Source organism: Bacteroidales bacterium (genome assembly GCA_035647615.1).
Lineage (GTDB): Bacteria > Bacteroidota > Bacteroidia > Bacteroidales > 4484-276 > SABY01.
Map to the genome: position 1 here is coordinate 1 of DASRND010000030.1, position 20,153 is coordinate 20,153.

At 47.1% G+C, this 20,153-nt stretch carries 17 protein-coding genes; 7 read left to right on the forward strand and 10 right to left on the reverse strand.

Translation table 11 applies throughout. The features are described from left to right. Window positions 1-122: 122 nt before the first annotated feature. The 3 genes from VFC92_09530 to VFC92_09540 form a co-directional block, all read right to left on the reverse strand. The gene (locus tag VFC92_09530) at window positions 123-662 is read right to left on the reverse strand and encodes a glutathione peroxidase (GenBank protein HZK08429.1); all 540 of its coding nucleotides are present in this window, start codon (window positions 660-662) and stop codon (window positions 123-125) included. Window positions 663-846: 184 nt separating this feature from the next. Further along, window positions 847-987 (reverse strand): hypothetical protein, encoded by a 141-nt coding sequence (locus VFC92_09535; GenBank protein ID HZK08430.1) that lies wholly within the window; start codon window positions 985-987, stop codon window positions 847-849. Between the two features lie 116 nt (window positions 988-1,103). Further along, window positions 1,104-2,642, reverse strand: coding sequence for a T9SS type A sorting domain-containing protein (locus tag VFC92_09540; GenBank protein ID HZK08431.1), 1,539 nt, complete (start codon window positions 2,640-2,642; stop codon window positions 1,104-1,106). 468 nt (window positions 2,643-3,110) lie between these two features. Here VFC92_09540 and VFC92_09545 point away from each other — a divergent pair, with 468 nt between their 5' ends. Continuing rightward, on the forward strand, window positions 3,111-4,403 hold the full coding sequence (locus tag VFC92_09545) for an MFS transporter (GenBank protein ID HZK08432.1): 1,293 nt from the start codon (window positions 3,111-3,113) through the stop codon (window positions 4,401-4,403). A gap of 250 nt (window positions 4,404-4,653) precedes the next feature. Then, on the forward strand, window positions 4,654-5,994 hold the full coding sequence (locus tag VFC92_09550; protein HZK08433.1) for an SPOR domain-containing protein: 1,341 nt from the start codon (window positions 4,654-4,656) through the stop codon (window positions 5,992-5,994). 66 nt (window positions 5,995-6,060) lie between these two features. On the opposite strand, the gene VFC92_09555 is transcribed toward VFC92_09550, so the two are convergent. From VFC92_09555 to VFC92_09580, 6 genes are all read right to left on the reverse strand, one after another. Continuing rightward, window positions 6,061-6,894, reverse strand: a complete 834-nt coding sequence (locus VFC92_09555; GenBank protein ID HZK08434.1) for an ion transporter — start codon at window positions 6,892-6,894, stop codon at window positions 6,061-6,063. A gap of 40 nt (window positions 6,895-6,934) precedes the next feature. After that, window positions 6,935-7,696 (reverse strand): TIGR02757 family protein, encoded by a 762-nt coding sequence (locus VFC92_09560; GenBank protein ID HZK08435.1) that lies wholly within the window; start codon window positions 7,694-7,696, stop codon window positions 6,935-6,937. Between the two features lie 259 nt (window positions 7,697-7,955). Further along, on the reverse strand, window positions 7,956-8,510 hold the full coding sequence (locus tag VFC92_09565; protein HZK08436.1) for a 2-oxoacid:acceptor oxidoreductase family protein: 555 nt from the start codon (window positions 8,508-8,510) through the stop codon (window positions 7,956-7,958). 46 nt (window positions 8,511-8,556) lie between these two features. Next, the gene (locus VFC92_09570) at window positions 8,557-9,345 is read right to left on the reverse strand and encodes a thiamine pyrophosphate-dependent enzyme (protein ID HZK08437.1); all 789 of its coding nucleotides are present in this window, start codon (window positions 9,343-9,345) and stop codon (window positions 8,557-8,559) included. A gap of 6 nt (window positions 9,346-9,351) precedes the next feature. Further along, window positions 9,352-10,437: a 3-methyl-2-oxobutanoate dehydrogenase subunit VorB gene (locus VFC92_09575; GenBank protein ID HZK08438.1), complete on the reverse strand. Its 1,086-nt coding sequence runs from the start codon at window positions 10,435-10,437 to the stop codon at window positions 9,352-9,354. Between the two features lie 33 nt (window positions 10,438-10,470). Further along, window positions 10,471-10,701 carry a 4Fe-4S binding protein gene (locus tag VFC92_09580; protein HZK08439.1) on the reverse strand — a complete coding sequence of 77 codons (231 nt, stop codon included), beginning with the start codon at window positions 10,699-10,701 and terminating at the stop codon, window positions 10,471-10,473. A gap of 549 nt (window positions 10,702-11,250) precedes the next feature. Here VFC92_09580 and VFC92_09585 point away from each other — a divergent pair. Genes VFC92_09585 through plsY form a run of 5 tightly spaced genes read left to right on the forward strand, consistent with a single transcriptional unit; the run spans window position 11,251 to window position 19,566 of the window. Then, window positions 11,251-12,186, forward strand: a complete 936-nt coding sequence (locus tag VFC92_09585; GenBank protein HZK08440.1) for an ATP-binding cassette domain-containing protein — start codon at window positions 11,251-11,253, stop codon at window positions 12,184-12,186. After that, window positions 12,179-13,510 (forward strand): ABC transporter permease, encoded by a 1,332-nt coding sequence (locus VFC92_09590; GenBank protein HZK08441.1) that lies wholly within the window; start codon window positions 12,179-12,181, stop codon window positions 13,508-13,510. Before VFC92_09585 ends, VFC92_09590 begins: the two co-directional genes overlap by 8 nt. A 12-nt stretch (window positions 13,511-13,522) precedes the next feature. Further along, entirely contained in the window at window positions 13,523-14,362 is an 840-nt protein-coding gene (prmA, locus tag VFC92_09595) for a 50S ribosomal protein L11 methyltransferase (protein HZK08442.1), read from the forward strand. 31 nt (window positions 14,363-14,393) lie between these two features. After that, a complete protein-coding gene (locus VFC92_09600; GenBank protein ID HZK08443.1) occupies window positions 14,394-18,917 on the forward strand; it encodes a hypothetical protein in 4,524 nt (1,507 codons plus the stop codon). 4 nt (window positions 18,918-18,921) lie between these two features. Further along, window positions 18,922-19,566: a glycerol-3-phosphate 1-O-acyltransferase PlsY gene (gene plsY / locus VFC92_09605; protein ID HZK08444.1), complete on the forward strand. Its 645-nt coding sequence runs from the start codon at window positions 18,922-18,924 to the stop codon at window positions 19,564-19,566. A 157-nt stretch (window positions 19,567-19,723) separates the two neighbouring features. Here plsY and VFC92_09610 read toward each other — a convergent pair. Next, on the reverse strand, window positions 19,724-20,153 hold a 430-nt coding region (locus VFC92_09610; GenBank protein ID HZK08445.1), incomplete at its 5' end, for a T9SS type A sorting domain-containing protein.

Sequence of the window (20,153 nt, forward strand, 5' to 3'; positions counted from 1 at the left end):
CACACACTCTCGATTGTGCGTTGGCATCTCCCCCTTTAGGGGGTCGGGGGGGTGCGCGAAGGATTATCTTTTAAAAATCAAACTTCTAAATAATTAATTTTTTATAAATGAAAAATCAAAAACTACTTCTCTATCCAACCAACGATTTCGGGGCTGTCGGGTTTGGTGCGTGGCTCAACCATCTTCACCAGATGCCCTTGTTCGTCGATGAGATATTTCTGGAAATTCCACGACACCTCCGAATCTTCCACACCGTTCATCTTCTTTTGCGTAAGCCATTTGTATAGCGGGTTCATGTCGTCACCTTTCACAGAGATCTTCTCCATCATCGGGAAGGTGACGCCATAGTTTTCGGTGCAAAAGGTTTCAATTTCTTCGCTGCTGCCCGGCTCCTGGTTCATAAAGTTATTGGCCGGAAAGCCGATGATGACGAAATCGTCGCCACCATATTTTTCCCACAATGCCTGCAAGCCTTCGTACTGGGGGGTGAGGCCGCATTTGGAAGCGGTGTTTACGATCAGCGCCTTTTTGCCTTTGAGCTGCGACAAATCGTAAGGTTCGCCCTGAAGTGTGTTGACTTTAAAAGCATAAATATTTTCCTGGGCACCTACCGCAAAAGAGAGCATCATTAGGAATGTGAATATTGCAATGGGATTTTTCATAAGATTCGATAGTTTAAATTTGATTAATAGATTTTTTTAAAACCGGTGAAATAACAAGCAGCAGTTTGCATTGTTCAAGCCGGCTAACTTGTTAAACCTTTCCTGTCAGCTCAAAAAAAATCTCCCTTTCGGTTTGTAATAATTTGCTGCCGAAAGGGAGACAAAAATCATTCGTTGTTAGGAATCAAAACCGCTGCTTCTGCACTTTTACGGTAGTTATTTGCTGTCCGTTGTTGTAGAGGGTGAGCAGGTAGGTTCCGGTTCGGAGCGTGGTGCCGTAGTCGCGCCTTTTAAAAATAAAGCGCAACTGCTTGACACTATTCACGGTGTGACTAATCCGGGGGGTATAAAAGTCACACCGTGAATTCTTTCTAAGAGCAAAGCAGGTTTCTAAAAGTAAAGCAAAACTGTCCCGAGCTATTCACGGTGTAACTTGAATTCCTACTGCTTCACCCACTTGCCCGAACCAACAATTTTGTTGTCGAAAGTAATCCGGTATGGATACGTTCCTGTGGACAGCCAGGTGGTGCTTAAAGTTTTCAGCCTTTCATCAAGGTTGGTAGCAAGCACAAGATTCCCATTCATATCAAAAAGTTCAAACAAAGCGCCGTTGATCTGCGGGCCGGATTGAATGTTGAGATTTTCATTGCCCGGGTTGGGATACACGATAGCATCCTGCACTGAGATGTTTGGCAGTTCCTCGCCGGTACCGACAATCAGGCCGTCCTGGTTGACTTTGAGTATTAGGATGTCGGTCTCACGTCCTTGTGTCAGGTGGTTATATGTTCTACAGGCCATAACAGCGCCATCGTCATGGGTGGCTTTCATCGTGTATAAATAATAAAACATATCACCGCCATATAGTTTTGTCCAGATTGGATTGAGATCCCGGTCGAGTTTTGACAGAAATATCCAGGAGGGAGTTTCCTGGTATGGAAAAACAGCGGCATCAATATTGGCAGTGCCCGCAAAATAAATTTCACCCGTAGATGTTGTATCAAAACTTTGTTCTGCGGCAGGATGCGAAGTAGTGTCTGTTCCCATGTGATATTCAAAAGACCTTATGGGTACGTTGGGAAAAGCCATTTCGTATATTACGCTTCTAAATTCATCCACAGATGGCGGCGCTATTAATACGTACTCTCTGCCACTAAGCAGATAGGTACTGTCGGTTAGGTTCATGGCAAAGTTGTCCCAATGGATATCGCCGGGAAGCGAATCGGTAACAAGCCAGTTGAGGTCGCTGTCGAATAGGGCATAATAACCGGAAGAGTATCCGACAGGATAACCCCATGCACCCCATGAAAAAATAATATGGTAGTCCGAATTTAATGTTTTAAGATATCCGGAAGAACGTTGATTTCCTGGCATCACCAAAAAATTTGAATCCAAGAAATGACTCTGCAGATCATATTTGTAAATAAATAAATCAAATCCATATTTAGCGGTTTCTTTGTGTCGTGCACAACCGGCAATGAATAGTTGATCACCATCAAGCCGAAATTCCAAAAAACTGGCTAAAAAATGATTTGAATCTAAAGGAATCATTTGCTCATACAAAAGGTTTAAATTTCTATCCAATAACCAATAGTAAAGAGGGGTTTCATCTATGCCACTTTCATCGTAGGCCAAAAATCCCGAAATTAACAAGTCCTCTCCGTATTGGTGAATGTTAGACAATGCCACGTTGGTGTCGGGTTTGCTAATTACAATTGAATCGATCAATGTACCAAATTCATTCGCCATCCATACTACACCTGTTGCCGTTGAATACCCGGTAATCTTTTGTTGCATGCCAAGAATGACATAATTATGGTTTTCTAATTGGATTATATCATGTGGTATCTCAGTTCCTGAAGTTTTTATGACAAGCTCAAATGACTCCTGGCCAAATGACACCATAAAATGCATCAATGCCATCATTATAATAAGATAAGTTTTCATAATTTTAAGAATTGAAGTAGTTTGTGGATGTGTCATTTTTTTGAAAGTTGTGTCAAAGTAAAGCAATTATTTTGTCATTCCAGAATGTTTTGTTCATTCTGGGAGGGGCAGCGCTATGAAAAAAAGAACCTTTCATTTTAACTCTTTTTAAGACAACAAAGATAGAAAAGAATTTTTTTGAATACAAAATGGATTTTGGTAAAGAAATTCATTGATGTCAGTTAAATAAAAACCCTGACTGAAATAGATTTCTCTGCCACCTGTGTGGCATCGAAGAAAGACACAGGTCCCCAGAATGGTCAGCGTCTCTACATTCCCCGGCATTCCAGAATCGTAATTTCGAAATCGTCAATCCCTTCGGCAAGCTGGCTTCGACAGGCTCAGCCACCGCAGAGCAGGCGTCAATCGTAAATCAAAAATCGTCAATCGTAAATCGTCAATCGTCTGGCTGTTTGTTACCTTTGTCGCCTTTTCTTTATCAATAAAAGAGACAGATTTACATCCATGAGGCTTGCAAGGCTCCACAAAACATTAACACTTTCCGAACGCCACACTTTCAGGCTTCACCTGGGCTACAGCGTCATCGAAGGATTTATTCTGGGTGTGCTGGCGCTTAATGAGTTTGTGTTTATCAAGAGTCTGTCGGGTTCTGATTACGAGCTGGGCATCCTGTTTCAGTCGAGCATGTTGGTGTTTTTGCTGCTGGTGTTTGTTAATGAATTCCTAAAACGCATCCGGCGGCGTCGGATTTTCCTGCGCTGGACAGGCGTCATCACACGGCTGCCGCTGTTGCTGCTGTTTTTCTTCCCACGCTCACCCGAAGTCTATCAGAGCGGTGCCCTCTGGCATGTTATCTTCCTGGCCATTTTTCTGGTCTACTATCTGGCCGCGCTGGTCATCAATCCTACCATCAACCTGCTGCTCAAAAACAACTACAGCCATCAGAATTTTGGCACGCTCTATAGCTATTCACAGTCGGCCAACAAGGTGGTGCTGCTGGTGGTGACTTTCCTTTACGGTTTGCTGCTCGATGCCGACAACTACGCCTTTACTTATATTTTTCCTGTGGCGGGCGCGCTGGGCATGGTGTCGGTGTTTTTGCTTTCAAAGATCGACTATTCGCCGCCAGAAGTTATTCATCTTAAGACCACCTTTGGCCAGTCGGTAAAGAACTCAATGAAGAACATGTTTCTGATCCTTAAAAATAACCGCCCTTACCTTCATTTCCAGATTGGTTTCATGCTTTATGGTATTGCCTTTATGTCCACTGTCGCTGTGATAACCATCTTTTTTTACAATGCGCTGGGGCTTAATTATTCGAGTGTGGCGTTTTATAAAAATGCTTTCAACATCTTGGCGATACTGCTGCTGCCGATCTTTGGCCGCATCATGGGGCGGCTCGACCCACGCCGCTTTGCCATTATTACCTACGCGTCGCTGGCCGGTTATCTCTTCGCGCTGATTCTTACCGAATACCTTCCCTATTTCACTACCATCTGGGGATTAAAAATCTACTACACGCTTATTCTTTACGTGATCAGTCAGGGCTTTTTTGCCTCTACCATGGTATTGCTTTGGAACATCGGCTCTGCTTATTTTGGCCACGACCATCAGGCCGACATCTATCAATCGACGCATCTTTTCCTCACCGGCGTGCGCGCCATCTTTGCCCCGCTCGCCGGCATCTTCATCTATCAGCAATTTGGCTACACCATCACTTTTGGCATCGGCATCATAGCATTATTGCTGGCAATCGTGCTGATGCAGTGGTCGTACCGGCAGCAGAAGGTTAGGTGATAAATTCCAAATGACAATAAGACAAAATTCAAAATAATTTCAAAAATCAAAATCGCAGGTAGCTTTAACATTTGGAATTTTTAAAATTGGCATTTATTTGCCATTTGAGATTTGTTATTTGGTTGTTTGTTAGAAAAACATATTCGGCTTTATGGTGAGGCACTTCTTAGCGTGCCTCATTTTGCTACTGGCTGTCAGTTTTATTGCTACTTTTATCGCCTTTATTTACTGTGTTAATCTATCGGAACCTATGTCCAGACAACTTACTTTGCAACTATCAGCATTGCTTGTTTTTTCGCTGTTCTCGCTTCATTTGCTTTCGCAAAATGAGATTGCTTTTCCTTTCGCCGCCATGCCAGAGGCTCCTGCGACTTTGCTCTTTGATTATCCCACGCAAGTAAACGCCGGAGATGCCTTTGTGCTTACCTGCACGATTAAAAAAAACAGACCCGTTGCCAGCAGCACACTCACTTTTATCACTGTTCCGGGATTTGCTGTGCAGCCTTTTACCCTGGCGGGCGCAAAAGTTGATAGCAACGGCAACAAAACAACACTTTCGTGGAAAGCATTCATCGAAAACCCACAAATATCTTTTTCGATAAAGGTTGCCACCGGTAATCTTCCGCAAAGCGTTTATCCATTGATAACAGAATACAGCGATAGCCACGGGTACCAAAGCAGGCAAACGCTCAGTATTTATTTGCAAAATCCGGCGCCGGAGCGGGAGTATGTAGCCGACCCTTTTGCAGGTAAAAATCCCTACACGCTGACGCTTCTGCATCCCGAAACGGTAAAACCCAAAGAGGAATTTGAAATTAAAATGCAGCTTGCAAAAGGAAAAAATACCGGAGCTGCCTCTGTTATGCTCAGAATACCATCCGCTGCTTCGATAACGCTTGACGGCTATCCGGAAGCATTTTTTGAGAACGGGCAGCTTGTGGCCAACATCCCGACGATGCCATCGAGTCCTGTTTTTGAAATTACAGCCCACGTAAAGAATAATGCCCAACGTCAGGCTGTTTATCCTGTTCGTGCATCCGTTACCTACAACGACGGTTTTACAGCTTCATGGGAAAGTTTTATTTACACCGGGCAAAAAAGCGCTATAACACCACCGGTAAAATCTCCTTCTGCCAAAAGAATTTACGACACCACTTCGGTTTTTTCGCGCCTCGACAGCCTGCTCAGCGAGTGGACAGCAACCGTACCGGCTGTTAAAACCCGACCGCCGGACACCAAAAACCAAACACCTGTTGCAGCAGATCCTCCGATTGAAACAAACACTAAAGCTGCCGAAGCAAAACCGGAAACTGATTTTACTAACAATGAAATCCCTAAAAATTCTTTTTATGCTGTTCAGGTTGTCGCATCAAAAGCACCACTTGAAACCTTGAAAAGTTTCCTGCAGTCGATGGGCATACAGCACATCGTCCACGAGAATTACGATGGCATTTATTACCGCTATTGTGTTGGCGAATTTGAAACGGCAGATCAGGCAAAAATCGCCTTGGCGCTGATTTCAGAGGCGGGATTCCCGGATGCATTTGTGGTATATATCGAAGATGCCCAACGGTGCAAGAAGATAGATTAACGCAGTCCTCTAAGGGAATTTTAGAGATTTGTTTGGAGTTTGCCTGTCGGGAGGCTCTTACAATCATTAATATGCATCGAGTTTGTTGCCACACATCATGCAATAGCGTGCATCGATGTTGTGGAGTGTGTGCCCACAGTTGGAACAAGGAGTAGCCGTCTCAGTTGAAATTTTGGTATCCAATTTTATCATTTCGCTGGAGAGGATGCCTGTAGGAACGGCGATAATAGCATAGCCCAAAATCATGATGATAGAAGCAATGAATTGCCCGACTACCGTAAGGGGGGTGATATCTCCAAAACCTACCGTGGTAAGCGTAACGATGGCCCAATAAACACTTCGTGGTATACTGGTGAAACCGCTTTCAGGCCCTTCGATCAGATACATCAGCGACCCCATGATGACCACGATGGTGAGAATTACCTCCATAAAAACAATGATTTTATATTTGCTCTGACGCAGCGCTATCTGCAGCATCTGCGAAGCTCTTAGATAACGGCTGAGCTTGAGAACACGGAAAATTCGCAACATACGCACGATACGGATTACCAATAGATATTGGCTACCCACCAGCAATATACTTAAGTAAGTAGGCAATATCGAAAGCAGATCGATGATGCCATAAAAGCTGCGGACATATTTGAGCGGCTTGCGGCTAATGATTAGACGAAAAATATACTCAACAGTAAAAAGCAGCGTAAAAAACCACTCTAACCACAGAAACAGGTGGCGGTAGCTGATATGCATCGCGACTACAGTGTCGAGCATCACTGTTATCACACTCAAAACGATAGATATCAACAGGATGATGTCGAAGAGTCGACCAGACTTGGTATCTGCCAGAAAAACAATTTGATACCATTTGTCACGGTGGGTTCGTGGAGGGGTTTTTCGGGTCATAATGCTTAAGAATTAATGTCGGCCAAAAATAATAAAAGTCTCAAAACCCTTCGAAGATACCCAGGCCAAAAAGCGCATAGTCGTAGCGCACAGGATCATCCACATCAAAGGCACGCAGACGTTCGGTGAGGCTGAGGGCAGCGGCAAAATTATCACTTCCGGGAGATAGCAGTCCGAGTTTGCGTGCGACGCGACCGCTGTGCACGTCGAGCGGACAAATGAGCTGTGCAGGAGTGATGCGTTTCCAAATGCCGAAATCTACACTGTTGTTATCGCGACGCACCATCCACCGCAAGAACATATTGAGCCGTTTGGCAGTAGCATTTTTTGAAATGTTTGCTACATGTTTTTCCGTGCGTGGTGGATGATCCAGCGAGAAGAAAGTGTTCCGAAAATTTACAAGCGCCGTTGCTACATCCTTCACATCCTCCTGGCCTTCGCAAAAAACATTTTCCAAATCAACATGGTTTTGATAAATATTTTTGAGCGCCCACATAAAATATTCGCAGTCGGTACCATTGAAAGTGCGATGTACAAATTGCCGGAAAGGCTTCAGATCGTTATCCGTAAAATTAAGCACAAAGTCGTGCGGCGCCATGTCCATCATCTGCACCAGCCGCCGTGCATTGCTGATGGCCACTTTGCGCTGCCCCCAAGCCAGCGTGGCAGCAAAAAGGCCGGCTATCTCAATATCTTCTTTGCGCGAAAACAAATGTGGAACCGAAACAGGATCAGTCGCGATAAACGCATGAGAATTGTATTGCGCTGCCTTTTGGTCGAGGAAGGCTTTGAGATTATTCAATTTTTCTTAATCAAATTATTATTAAACCTGAAATCGAGACCCGGGTAACAGGATTATTTGCCACTCCCTTACTCTAAAACAAAGCAGCCCCGGCAAATTGTTCCGCCGAGGCTGCTGATTTTATAGCCATGAAACTTAAAATCACTTTAGTTGATGTCTGCCCTTTATAAAATTTCCAAAATCCAAATAATCTTAATCCAACAACTTGTTTTTTAGGATTTATCTTTCCTTAGAAATTTCGTATCAGGACTTTGCTTTGTTACGCTACTTCCAGCACCATTTCGGGATTTTCCATTCCCGCTTTCAGAGCGTCTTCGTTCATCGGGATGAGGTGGTGATAGCGTTCATGAATCGATTTTTTCAATCCACTGATAACGTTTTCAAGTTTTACAATGGGTTTAATCTTTAAGTAAGCCCCCAGCACAATCATGTTAAAAATCTTGGTGTTGCCCATTTCGGAGGCAATCCGCGAGCCTTCAATCTTGTAGATATTAATGTCGGTGCGTTCGGGATGCCGGCTGATGCCGTTGGGATCGTAAAGCAGAAGGCCTCCCGGCTTAACTGATTTCTCGAACTTGTCCATACTCTGCTGGTTGAGCAGGATGGCGGTATCGAAAAAGTTGAGTACCGGCGAGCTGATACGTTCGTCGCTAACGATCACCGTAACGTTGGCGGTGCCGCCACGCATCTCCGGGCCGTAGGATGGCATCCAGCTCACTTCCTGGTTTTGCATGATTCCGGAATAGGCCAGAATTTTGCCCATCGAAAGTACGCCCTGACCTCCAAATCCTGCGATGATTATTTCTTCTGTCATGATATTTCTTTTTAATTATCTGTTAAAATATTTCCTTCGCAGCACGCTAGTTATCGTCAGTTTTCACCAACTGTCCATCCACTTTGATATCGCCTAAAGGATAAAAAGGGAACATGTTATCAACCATCCACTGGTTGGCTTTCACCGGTGAGAGTTTCCAGCCAGAGTTGCAGTTGGATACTATTTCGACGAAAGTGAGGCCTTTGTTTTCTTTTTGAATATCAAAAGCTTTGCGGATAGCTCTTTTGGCTCTGCGCACTGCTGCTGGAGTGTGGACTGCCTGGCGCGAAACGAAATTCGTTCCGGGTAGCTGGGCGATAAGCTCGGTAATTTTCAGCGGGTTGCCCATGTTCTTAAGATTACGGCCGTAAGGCGATGTAGATGTCTTCATGCCTTCGATTGTGGTAGGTGCCATCTGTCCGCCCGTCATTCCGTAGATGCCGTTGTTGATAAAGACGATAGTGATGTTTTCGCCACGGTTGCAGGCATGAATAGTTTCGGCAGTGCCGATTGCAGCCAGGTCGCCGTCGCCCTGATAGGTAAAAACAACCTTGTTAGGATAGCAGCGCTTTACGGCGGTAGCTACTGCAGGAGCACGTCCGTGAGCAGCCTGTATCATATCGATGTTCATAAAATCGTAGGCCAACACCGAGCAACCAACCGGAGCAATACCAATGGTTTGCTCACAGACACCCAGCTCTTCTATTATCTCCATCACGATGCGGTGTGCCGTGCCATGGCCGCAGCCGGGGCAGTAAGACAACACGTTGTCGGTCATTAGCGGTGTTTTTTTATAAACAAGATTTTCTTCTTTTATAATATCTTTGAGTTCTATCATTGATTAACCTCCGATAATTTGATTTTCTAATGCTTTCAATACTTCTTCGGGAGAGTGGATAATGCCGCCATAACGACCATAATGTTCCACTTTTACTATACCTTCCACCGACAGTCTGATGTCTTCGACCATTTGGCCGGCGCTCATCTCTACCGAAAGGATGCCTTTGAGTCGGGGGGCCATTTCTTTGAGCACTTTGGATGGGAAGGGGTACAAAGTGATGGGGCGTAGCAGCCCTACTTTGATGCCTTTGGCGCGCGCCAGCACCAACGACTTCTGTGCAATACGTGCGCTGGAGCCATAGGCCACCATCAGGTATTCTGCGTCTTCGGTCTGGAAAGTCTCGTAGCGAACCTCTTCGGCTTCCATGCGACGGTATTTCTCCTGCAGTTTGTGGTTGTGAGCCTCCATCCTCAGCGAGTCCAGGTCGAGCGAGGTGATAATGTTGCGCTCGCGGCTGGCGGGACGGCCTGTAGCAGCCCAGCTCCCATTAAGCTTCACTATCTCTTCATCGGTCCAGCGTGGCTTCTGTTCTTTCAGCTCCACTTTTTCCATCATCTGGCCTATCATACCATCGGAAAGAATCATCACCGGGTTACGATATTTAAAAGCTATTTCAAAACCCAGCTCGATAAAGTCGGCCATTTCCTGCACGGAGGCAGGTGCCAGCGTGAAAAGACGATAGTCGCCATGACCACCCCCTTTTACAGTTTGGAAATAGTCGGCCTGTGAAGGCTGGATAGTTCCCAGTCCTGGGCCGGCACGCACCACGTTAGCGATAACGCAGGGCAACTCGGCGCCTGCGATGTAGGAGATACCTTCCTGATAAAGGCTGATGCCCGGACTTGAGGAGCTGGTAAAGATTTTTTTGCCTGCAGCTGCGGCACCATACACCATATTAATAGCTGCCAGCTCACTCTCGGCCTGGAGCACTACCATACCGGTGCGATCTTCCGGCTTTTCTGCCATCAGATACTCGAGCACCTCGCTCTGCGGTGTGATAGGGTAGCCGAAATAGCCATCAACTCCTTCGCGGATAGCCGCTTCGGCGATGGCTTCATTTCCTTTCATTAATTTTAATTCACCCATATTCGATTCGAATTTTTAAAATGCGTTTTTTCTTTAAGCCGTCTTTTTCACCCGATAAACGGTAATTACGCCATCGGGACAAACGACAGCACAATTAGTACATCCTGTACAGGCCTCGGGCTGCGCCATGTATGCGTAGTGATAACCTTTGCTGTTGACTTCGCTCGCCAGTTCTATTACGTTGGTCGGGCATGCGGCTATGCATACCTCGCAGCCTTTGCAACGCTCTGTGTCGACGACGATAGCTCCTTGAACTCTTGCCATAGTAATTCAGTGTTTTAAAGTTTGTAATCTTAATTATCGAGCTACGAAAGTAGATTATTTAAACTTATTTAAGACACAAATGGGTAGGCTTTCGCCCTTACAAAATCTAATCGGCGCCGCTACCACAGCAAAACGATGGCTTACCGGCTGGTGCCGACAATCGGTAATTCCCGCATTCACACCGTGAAACAGCTCGGCAAGTAGATTTTTGGATTTGATCAGTGCCGCTTCGTGCGGATCAATTCACGGGGTGACTTTCACCAACTCTTGCCAGTCACCCCGTGAATAAGTCCAAACATTTGGTCTTTAGTTTTAATCGGTGCTGCTTCGTGCGGGACAATTCACTGGCTGACTTTCGCCAACTCTTACCAGTCACACCGTGAATCAGCTCGACAAGTCAGTTTTAAGTTTTAATCAATACTGCTTCGTGCGGGACAATTCACGGGGTGGCTTTCATTATTTATCTTAATTCCTTCACCTCCACCTTCAGTTCAAATTGGCGGGTAATGAAAACGCGCTATTTTTGCCGCTTATTAAATAAAGAAGTACATGGATTTATTGGTAGCAGAAAAAGTACGCAAACAGTTTGCGGGTCATCTCGCTTTGGACGACGTGAGCATCGCGGTGCCCGAAGGGAGCATCTTCGGGTTGTTGGGGCCAAATGGTGCCGGCAAGACCACCCTCATCCGGATCATCAACAACATTACGGCTCCCGATAGCGGACAGCTGTGGTTCGACAGGCGCCCCATCCGCACCAGCGATGTAAACCTTATCGGCTATCTGCCCGAAGAACGCGGCCTGTATAAAAAGATGAAAGTCGGCGAACAGGCTGTTTATCTGGCGCAACTCAAGGGGCTTAAGAAAGCTGAAGCTACAAAAGCCCTCAAAGAGTGGTTTGAGAAGTTCGACATCGGCGCCTGGTGGAACAATAAAGTGGAAGAGCTTTCCAAAGGAATGCAGCAGAAGATTCAGTTTATCGTAACAGTGCTGCACAACCCGCGCCTGCTGATCTTCGACGAGCCTTTCAGCGGTTTCGACCCCATCAATGTTAATCTGATCAAAGACGAAATCCTGAAAATTCGCGACAACGGCGGAACCATTATCTTTTCTACCCACAACATGTCGTCGGTGGAGGAGCTTTGCGACCACATCGCACTCATCGACAATGCTGTGAAGATACTCGACGGGCCCATGAGCGACATACGCGCTGCCAATAAAGAAAATATGTTTGGTTTGCGTTACCGCAATGCCGGCACCGACCTGGCGCAGCACCTGCCTGGCAACTATCAGCTCCGCGAAAAAAATGATGATGGCGATTTTATAGATGTGAAAATTAAAATCCCATTGGTTGATTCCCCAAACGATCTTTTGAATCTGGCCATCCAACATGTGGAGGTGCATGGCTTCTTTGAGATTTTGCCCACCATGAACGACATTTTTATCCAAACCGTTGAAGCATACCAAAAACAAAGAAATCATGCATAAAATATTCATCATCATCCGCCGCGAATATCTTACGCGTGTGCGCAAAAAGTCTTTCCTGATTATGACCCTGCTGGGGCCTATTCTGATGGCCGCGGTGTATGTGTTGCCCATCTACCTCATGACACTCACCGACGAAGTAAAGGTAGTGCAGGTACTCGATGAGTCAGGCGCCTTTATTAAAACATTAAAAAGCACCGACGACTTTATTTTCACGCCGATCGAAACTTCCTTCGAGCAGGCAAAACAAGAGTTTGCCACCAGTGGCGACTATGGGCTGCTTTACATTCCGAGAACTGAACTCAGCGTGCCCGTTACCGGAATATTTTATTCTACCCAGCAGCCTTCCATCGCTGTCACATCCTATATTAAAAATGTGATGAAACGAGAAGTGGAAAGCCTCAAACTGCAGGCAAGTGGCGTCGACCCGGACGTGTTGCGCTCCATCCAGTCGAGCATTGTGCTAAGCACCATCAAAATTGACGAAAGTGGCGCAGAAGAGAAAAGCTCAATGGAAATAAGCTTTGGACTTAGCATCTTTGCCGCGATGCTCATCTATCTGTTCATTTTCATTTTTGGTTCCCAGGTGATGCGTGGCGTCATCGAAGAAAAAACCAACCGTATTATAGAGGTCATCATTTCGTCGGTAAGACCTTTTGAATTGATGATGGGGAAAATTGTCGGCGTGGCGCTGGTAGGGCTTACGCAGTTTATGTTGTGGATAGTGCTCACCACTATTATTATCGGCGTTTTTACAGTGTCGGTGGGAAGTGAGGTGACCGCCGGCGCACAACAGATGGTGACTACTCAGGGCAAAGTGCTCTCGCAGGAGGAGCTTGCACAAATGGCAGAAAGTACTGATAACAGCATGGCCGCGCAGGTTATCGAAGGGATACAAAGCATTAACGTAGGCGCCATGGTCGGCTCGTTTTTGTTCTATTTTCTTTTTGGATATCTGCTTTACGGAGCGCTCTTTGCCGCCATTGGTTCCGCTGTAGATAACGAAACCGACACACAGCAGTTTATGCTTCCCATCACGGCGCCGCTTATCCTCTCTATGGTTATGCTTGGATTTATCGTGGGCAATCCCAACGGACCGGTAGCGTTTTGGCTATCCATCATTCCGTTTACGTCGCCTGTGGTAATGATGGCGCGCATCCCGTTTGGCGTTCCGATTTGGCAGATATGGCTGTCGATGGGAACGCTGATATTGGGTTTTCTGGCAACTACCTGGTTGGCAGCTAAGATTTATCGCACCGGCATACTTATGTATGGCAAGCGCACCAGCTACCGTGAACTCTGGAAATGGATCAAATACCGGGATTAAAAAAATAGAAATATGGATTACATAAAAATTGATTTTGAAATTAGCGGAGAAGATATCGCCGCCACCTCCGAAATGCTCATCGCATGGCTGGGGGAATTGCCTTTTGATAGTTTTGAAGAAAACGAAAAAGGTATTGCCGGCTATATGCCGCAAAAGCTGTTCGACAACGAACAACTGACCGAAACTTTAAGGGAAATTGATTTACCGGACATCATCACATTTAAAACCAGCCTGATCCCTGATCAGAACTGGAACAAGGTGTGGGAAAGCAACTTCGAGCCGGTGACGATTGCCGGCAGATGCTATGTGCGGGCGCCTTTTCATCCCAAAAAAGACGACGCCGAATACGAGATGATAATTGAACCCAAGATGTCATTTGGCACTGCCCATCACGAAACTACCGCCATGATGCTGGAATATGTACTGGAAACTGACTGGTACGACAAACATTTTCTCGACATGGGCTGCGGCACCGGCGCGCTGGCCATTCTGGCTTCGATGCGCGGCGCTCCGTCGGGCGTTGCCATCGACAACGATGAATGGGCTTTTGAAAACACCAAAGAAAACCTTGTTCGCAACAACACCACCAACATTGCAGTTCGGATGGGTGGTAAAGAAGAAATTGGCGACGAGCAGTTTGATATCATTCTTGCCAACATCAACCGCAACATTTTGCTCGACCAGATGGAGACGTATGGCCGGGTGCTGCAGCCGGGCGGGCTGCTTTTTATGAGCGGCTTTTATAAAGAAGATGTGCAGGCCATTACCGAAGCGGCCTCGCGATTTGGCATCAGCCTGCAGCATCAGCGTGAGCAAAACAAGTGGGTGGCCGTGAAAATGATAAAAGAATAGGATTCATTAATTGTGTTGAGTTTGTGATCGGATGAAGTGTTTCAAAATATTTCCTGTATTGTTGCTGCTGCTGATTTCCGGAACACTTCCGGGACAGGCGTTGCGATCGTTCAGCACCGACTCGGTGGTGTACATGCAGGAAATGCGTACTTTTTTTGATCAAGTTATTAATAAAGAAAACAAAGCCGAAGCGCTGGCAACGCTTGAAACCTTTGGCTCTCTTTGGCAAAACGAATCTTTTGGCGCCAACGAAAAGCAGCAGATTTATCAGCTCAGCAATCTCATGCTGAGCAAGCGTATGCGCTCTTACCCCGACTTTGTGCAGTTTCTTCAGGCGCTTGGCGCGATGAAAACAAAACCTCTGGCTCCCGACAGTTATCGAAACTGGCTCCGCGGGGCAGGTCTTACCCTCGAAAGAACCAGAGGTGGCCGCGACTTTGAGTCACTGCTACAATTCACTTTGTGGCTGCTCAACGAAAACGTGTTGTATCGCACGCGCACCTTCGAATGGCGTGCGGGCACCGAAAATTATACTTTCATCGCCGACAGCACTTTCAGGGTGTCGTTTTCCGAACTTGATTTAAAAGGTGTTGCCAAAAACGACAGCACCACGCTCCGGGGCACCAGTGGCACCTACGATCCCGTTGAGGAAATTTGGATTGGATCAGGCGGCATGATCACCTGGCAGCGTGCAGGTTTGCCCGTCGACAGTGTATATGTGCTGCTTAGCGACTACCAGATGAATTTGCGTTCGTCGGGCCTTACCGCCGACAGCGTGCGCTTTTACAACCTCTCGTATTTCGGGCAGCCGCTGCTGGGAAGTGTCGAAGAAAAAGTTTCGGCCAATGTCATCAGTCCCGAAAACGCGCTCTATCCTTTTTTCCAATCCTATGTTCGAAGCCTTTTTATCGAAGGCCTTTTTAATGATGTGGATTATGAAGGTGGTTTTGCTATGAAAGGTGCTAAGATTTTTGGCAGCGGCGATGAATCTACGCCGGCAAAGCTCACCTTTAAACGACCCTACCGCGACAAGCACGGAAAGTATGATTTGCTCATTGCCCGCTCTGATGCTTTTGTGATGGAACCCGACCGCATCAATGCCGCCAGCGCTGCCGTCACCATTTATCACCAGGACGACTCTTTGTTTCATGCCGGCCTGCGTTTCCGCTACATGCACCCAAAGCGGGAAGTGTCGATGTTGCGCACCGACCGCGGCCTGATGGAAAGCCCCTGGTTTGACACCTACCACAACGTAGATATCCACTGCGAAGGATTGTACTGGCGAATGGACGAACCGGAGATACGCTTTCGTGCGCTGATGGGCGTGCAGCAAGTGAGCAACGCTACTTTCGTGAGCCGCAAATTTTACGACGAAAGAATGTACGACATTATCCAGGGCATCGATAATACCAGCCCGCTGGTAAGGCTTTATCAATATTCAAAACAATACGACACACGGCAATTTTACATCGAGGAGCTGGCGAAGTTTATCAAATATCCGGTAAACCAAACCGAGTCGATGGTGATAGGGCTGGCACGCGAAGGGTTTATTTTTTATAACCTCGAAAAACAACAAGGCATTATCACCGACAAGGCTTTTCATTTTGTAAATGCCCGAAGCCTACGCACCGATTACGATGTGATTACTTTCCAATCTTACGTAGAAAAAGATGACAATGCCCTACTTAGTCTGGACAATTTCGATCTTAAAATAAAAGGTGTGCCGATGGTTTCTATCAGCGACTCGCAGAGTGTATACATCTATCCAAAAGACCAGGAGCTGGTGCTGCACAAAAATCTCGACTTCCTCTTTTCCGGCCGAATCACTGCCGGGCTTTTCGAGTTTATGGCACAGGCCTGCTCGTTCGAGTACGACACTTTTAGGCTCAATCTGCCTACCATCGAATATATGAAGTTTAAGGTAAAGGCTTTCGACGCAGTGCCCGGCGAACAAAGATATGTTGATGTGAAAACTGTAGTTTCTAACATCAGCGGCGACCTGCTGATCGACTATCCTACCAACAAAAGCGGCCTGAAGGATTACCCGCGATACCCGATTTTCAACAGCAAAAGTGAATCGTATGTCTATTACGATCAGGATTCGGCATACAAAGACGCCTACAACCGCGAACGATTTTATTACAATCTGAAACCTTTTACGCTTGAAAGCCTGGTGGATGCCTCTACCGAAAATCTGATTTTCGACGGCTACCTCAATTCCGGCGGCATTTTTCAACCGGAGGTAAACAAGCCTTTGTCGGTAATGAAAGATTATTCGCTGGGCTTTGAGGTAACTTCGCCGCCGGGAGGCTACCCCGTTTATAACCACAAAGGAATGTTTACTGATACCGTGCGGCTGACCATGAGTGGCCTGCAGGGTAGCGGCACCATTACCTTTCAGAATACAAAAACCAAAGGTCGCAACATGATGTTTTTCCTGGATTCGGTGAATGCTGTTGTTGATCGTTTTGAAATAACTGCACAAAAATCGCCTCAGGCGCCGTTCCCATCCGTAAAGGGAAAGAACATCAAGCAGCGCTGGTGGCCGTATCAGGATACTATGTTACTGGCCTCCATCGATTCAGCTTTCCAGATGTTTGATAATAAAGTTGCCCACAAAGGCGAACTCATCCATTCGCCCCACGGACTTTCCGGCTCCGGCACCATGCGGTTTTATGGCGCCACCACTACTTCCGGACGTTATTTGTATGGCAACAATCATTTCGATAGCGACACGCTGAATCTAAAAATCAACAGCCTGGACGACAAACAAATTGCTTTTGCCTCCGACCGCTACAGCGCGCATGTAGATTTCACTTCTGGCAACGCTTCCTTTGCTGCCACCGGAAAAGGTTCGCGGATAAACCTGCCGCTTACGCAATATCTTGCTTCCATGGAGAGCTTCGACTGGCACATCAACCGCAGGGAGATTGTGATGCGTAGCAAGGCAACTGCCGGCAATACTGATTTTGACAGGCTCAGCTTGCGCGAAATGTTAAATACAACTCCCGATGGCGCTCGTTTTGTATCGACGCATCCGCTGCAGGACTCGCTTGCTTTTAATGCTGTGCAGGCCGCCTTCAGCCTCGACAGCAATACGCTCATTGCTTCAGGTGTTAAAATTATAAAAGTAGCTGATGCCGCCATTTATCCTGGCGACGGCAAGGTAAACATCAAAGCCAAAGCATTGATGACGCCGCTGCGGGCCGCTTCCATTGTGGCCGACACCATCAACAAAATACATCTGATAAAAGATGCTAACGTTTCAATAGAGTCGCGCTATTTCTATCGTGCAAAAGGAACTTATGCTTACAGCAATTTGCTGGATGAGGAGCAGATTATCCAGTTCGATAATATCTACGTCGACTCGAGCTATCAGACGGTGGCGCAGGGGCAGGTGCAGCCCGAACAAAATTTCATTTTCAGCCCGCAATGGCAATACCGGGGCACTGTAAATCTCAACGCCCGCGATCCGCTGCTCGACTTCGACGGTGCTTTTATGCCCATGCAGGATTGCGACAAAGAATTGGCACGTTGGGTGAAGTTCCGACAACGCGTGAAACCCGATAGCCTGGTGTTTACGGTGCCTTCGCAACCCGAAGAGTATGCTTATAAAAAACTGTACGCAGGTTTTTTTCATTCCAACGAAGACAACCGCGTTTATCCTGCATTCCTTTCGCGCAAAGGCTATTACAGCGACACGCTGATGCTGTCGGTGGAAGGAGCCGTAACATGCCGTAACAAAGGACGCGAGTTTATCATAGCCGCACCTGGCGATCTTAAAACGCCTCTCAATCTCGATCCGCCCAACCCCTGGATCAGACTCAATACCGAGCAGTGCCACTATACCGCCAGCGGCCCGCTCAACTTTGGCGCTGACTTGGGCGCGGTGGCACTGCAGGCTTTTGGCAAGATCGATCATTATATCATCCCCGACTCCACACGATTTGAAGCGTTTTTCACCATCGACTTCCCCTTCAAGGCGGAGGCGCTTGCGCTGATGTTGCAGGATTTGGATAAAGCCAACACGGCGGGCATAAAACTTTCGGGAGGACCGGCAGCCATGGCCTATCATCAGCTTCTTGGCGAAGAAAGAGCGTCCGAAGTAATTTATAACTTATCTACTTTTGGTACCTTGCGGCGCGTACCCGACGAACTGAAGAAGAGTTTGGTAATAAGTGAGGTAAAAATGCGCTACAACCCTGAAAACCGCTCATTCATCTCCGAAGGAAAAATTGGCGTAAGCATGGTGGCCGGCGAACCAGTAAACAAATATTTTGATGGCTTTATGGAAATTGCGCGAAAGCGGAGTGGCGACATCCTCACCATCTACATCGAAGTAAGCCGGCGGCAGTGGTACATCTTTCAATACAGCGGCAACCTGATGCAGGCCACTTCGTCAAACAACGACTACAACGCTATGCTGATGGAGAAGGATAATAAACACAAAGAAAAGGGCGACGAACAGGGCTATCGTTATATTAATATGGTCACTTCGACCAAAAACAGAATTCTTCGCGCCTGGCGCGCCGAAGACACTAACGAAGAAGAATAAAATTATGGAATATTATTTATTGATAGCAGCAGGCATCGTAACCGCTTTTTTGATCGGGAGCATCCCGTCGGCGGTATGGATAGGCAAAGTTTTTTATGGCATCGACGTGCGCACACAAGGCAGCGGCAACGCCGGCGCCACCAACACCATACGTGTGCTGGGTGCAAAAGCAGGCATCCCCGTCTTATTATTCGACATCTTCAAAGGATGGTTCGCAGTGTACCTCTCGGTGTATTTCGCTCCCGAAACCATGAGCGAACTCTCGATGATCCATTTTCGCATAGCGCTGGCAGCCGTTGCAGTGCTGGGGCATGTCTTCCCGGTATTCGCAGGGTTCAGAGGTGGCAAAGGCATCGCCACTTTGCTGGGCGTGGGCATTGCGTTGTATCCACAGGGGGTGCTGGTGGCAATCGTCATTTTTGCAGTAGTGCTGGCCATAACCGGTTATGTTTCGCTGGGATCAATCACCGCCTCGGTAACTTTCCCTTTTGTAACTATTATCTTTTTCAACCCGCACTCCTTGTCGCTGCTATTGCTTGCTGTGATGGTAGGAATTTTTGTCCCGTTAACGCACCACCACAACGTAGAGCGGCTGCTCAAAGGCACCGAGCGGAAGTTTAGCTTCAGGAAGCGGAAGACGCCGGAGTAAACCCTTGCAGGGTTTTGGCAAATCCCGAACCGCTGAGCGCTTCTCTGAACCCCTGCAGGGTTTCGGCAAATCCCGAATAGCAAGGCGCTTCTCTAAACCCTGCAAGGGTTAAGGCGCCGCCGAACCGCTGAGTGTTTCTCTAAACCCTTGCAGGGTTTTACCGCACCACCACCCTTGCCTGCTTTGCAAATCCTTCTTCCGGCAGTAGCTGAAGCAGATAAATACCCGGGCGCAGGTGTGAAATATCTATTGTGATTTTCCGGGTTCCTCGTTCGCAAATTGTTGCAGGCACTTGATGCACCAGCACGCCGGTGAGCGAAAAGATTTGAAGTGAAACCTGCTGCACTTTTTGCAAATCAAAAGCTACCACAAAACTTCCTTTGGCAGGATTTGGAAAAACTTGAAGCGCCGGGGCTATGCTCCGCGGATTTTCAGGAGAAACTAATCCCAGCGGAGCGGCATCAAACTCATAGGCGCCCATGTCGATGATGGCGGTGCCGTTGTGGTTGCCGTCCCAGATGCGGTGGTTCATCAAAAGGTCGCCGGCGGGCAGCAACAATCCCAAGGTGTCAGGTGTGCCGGTATCA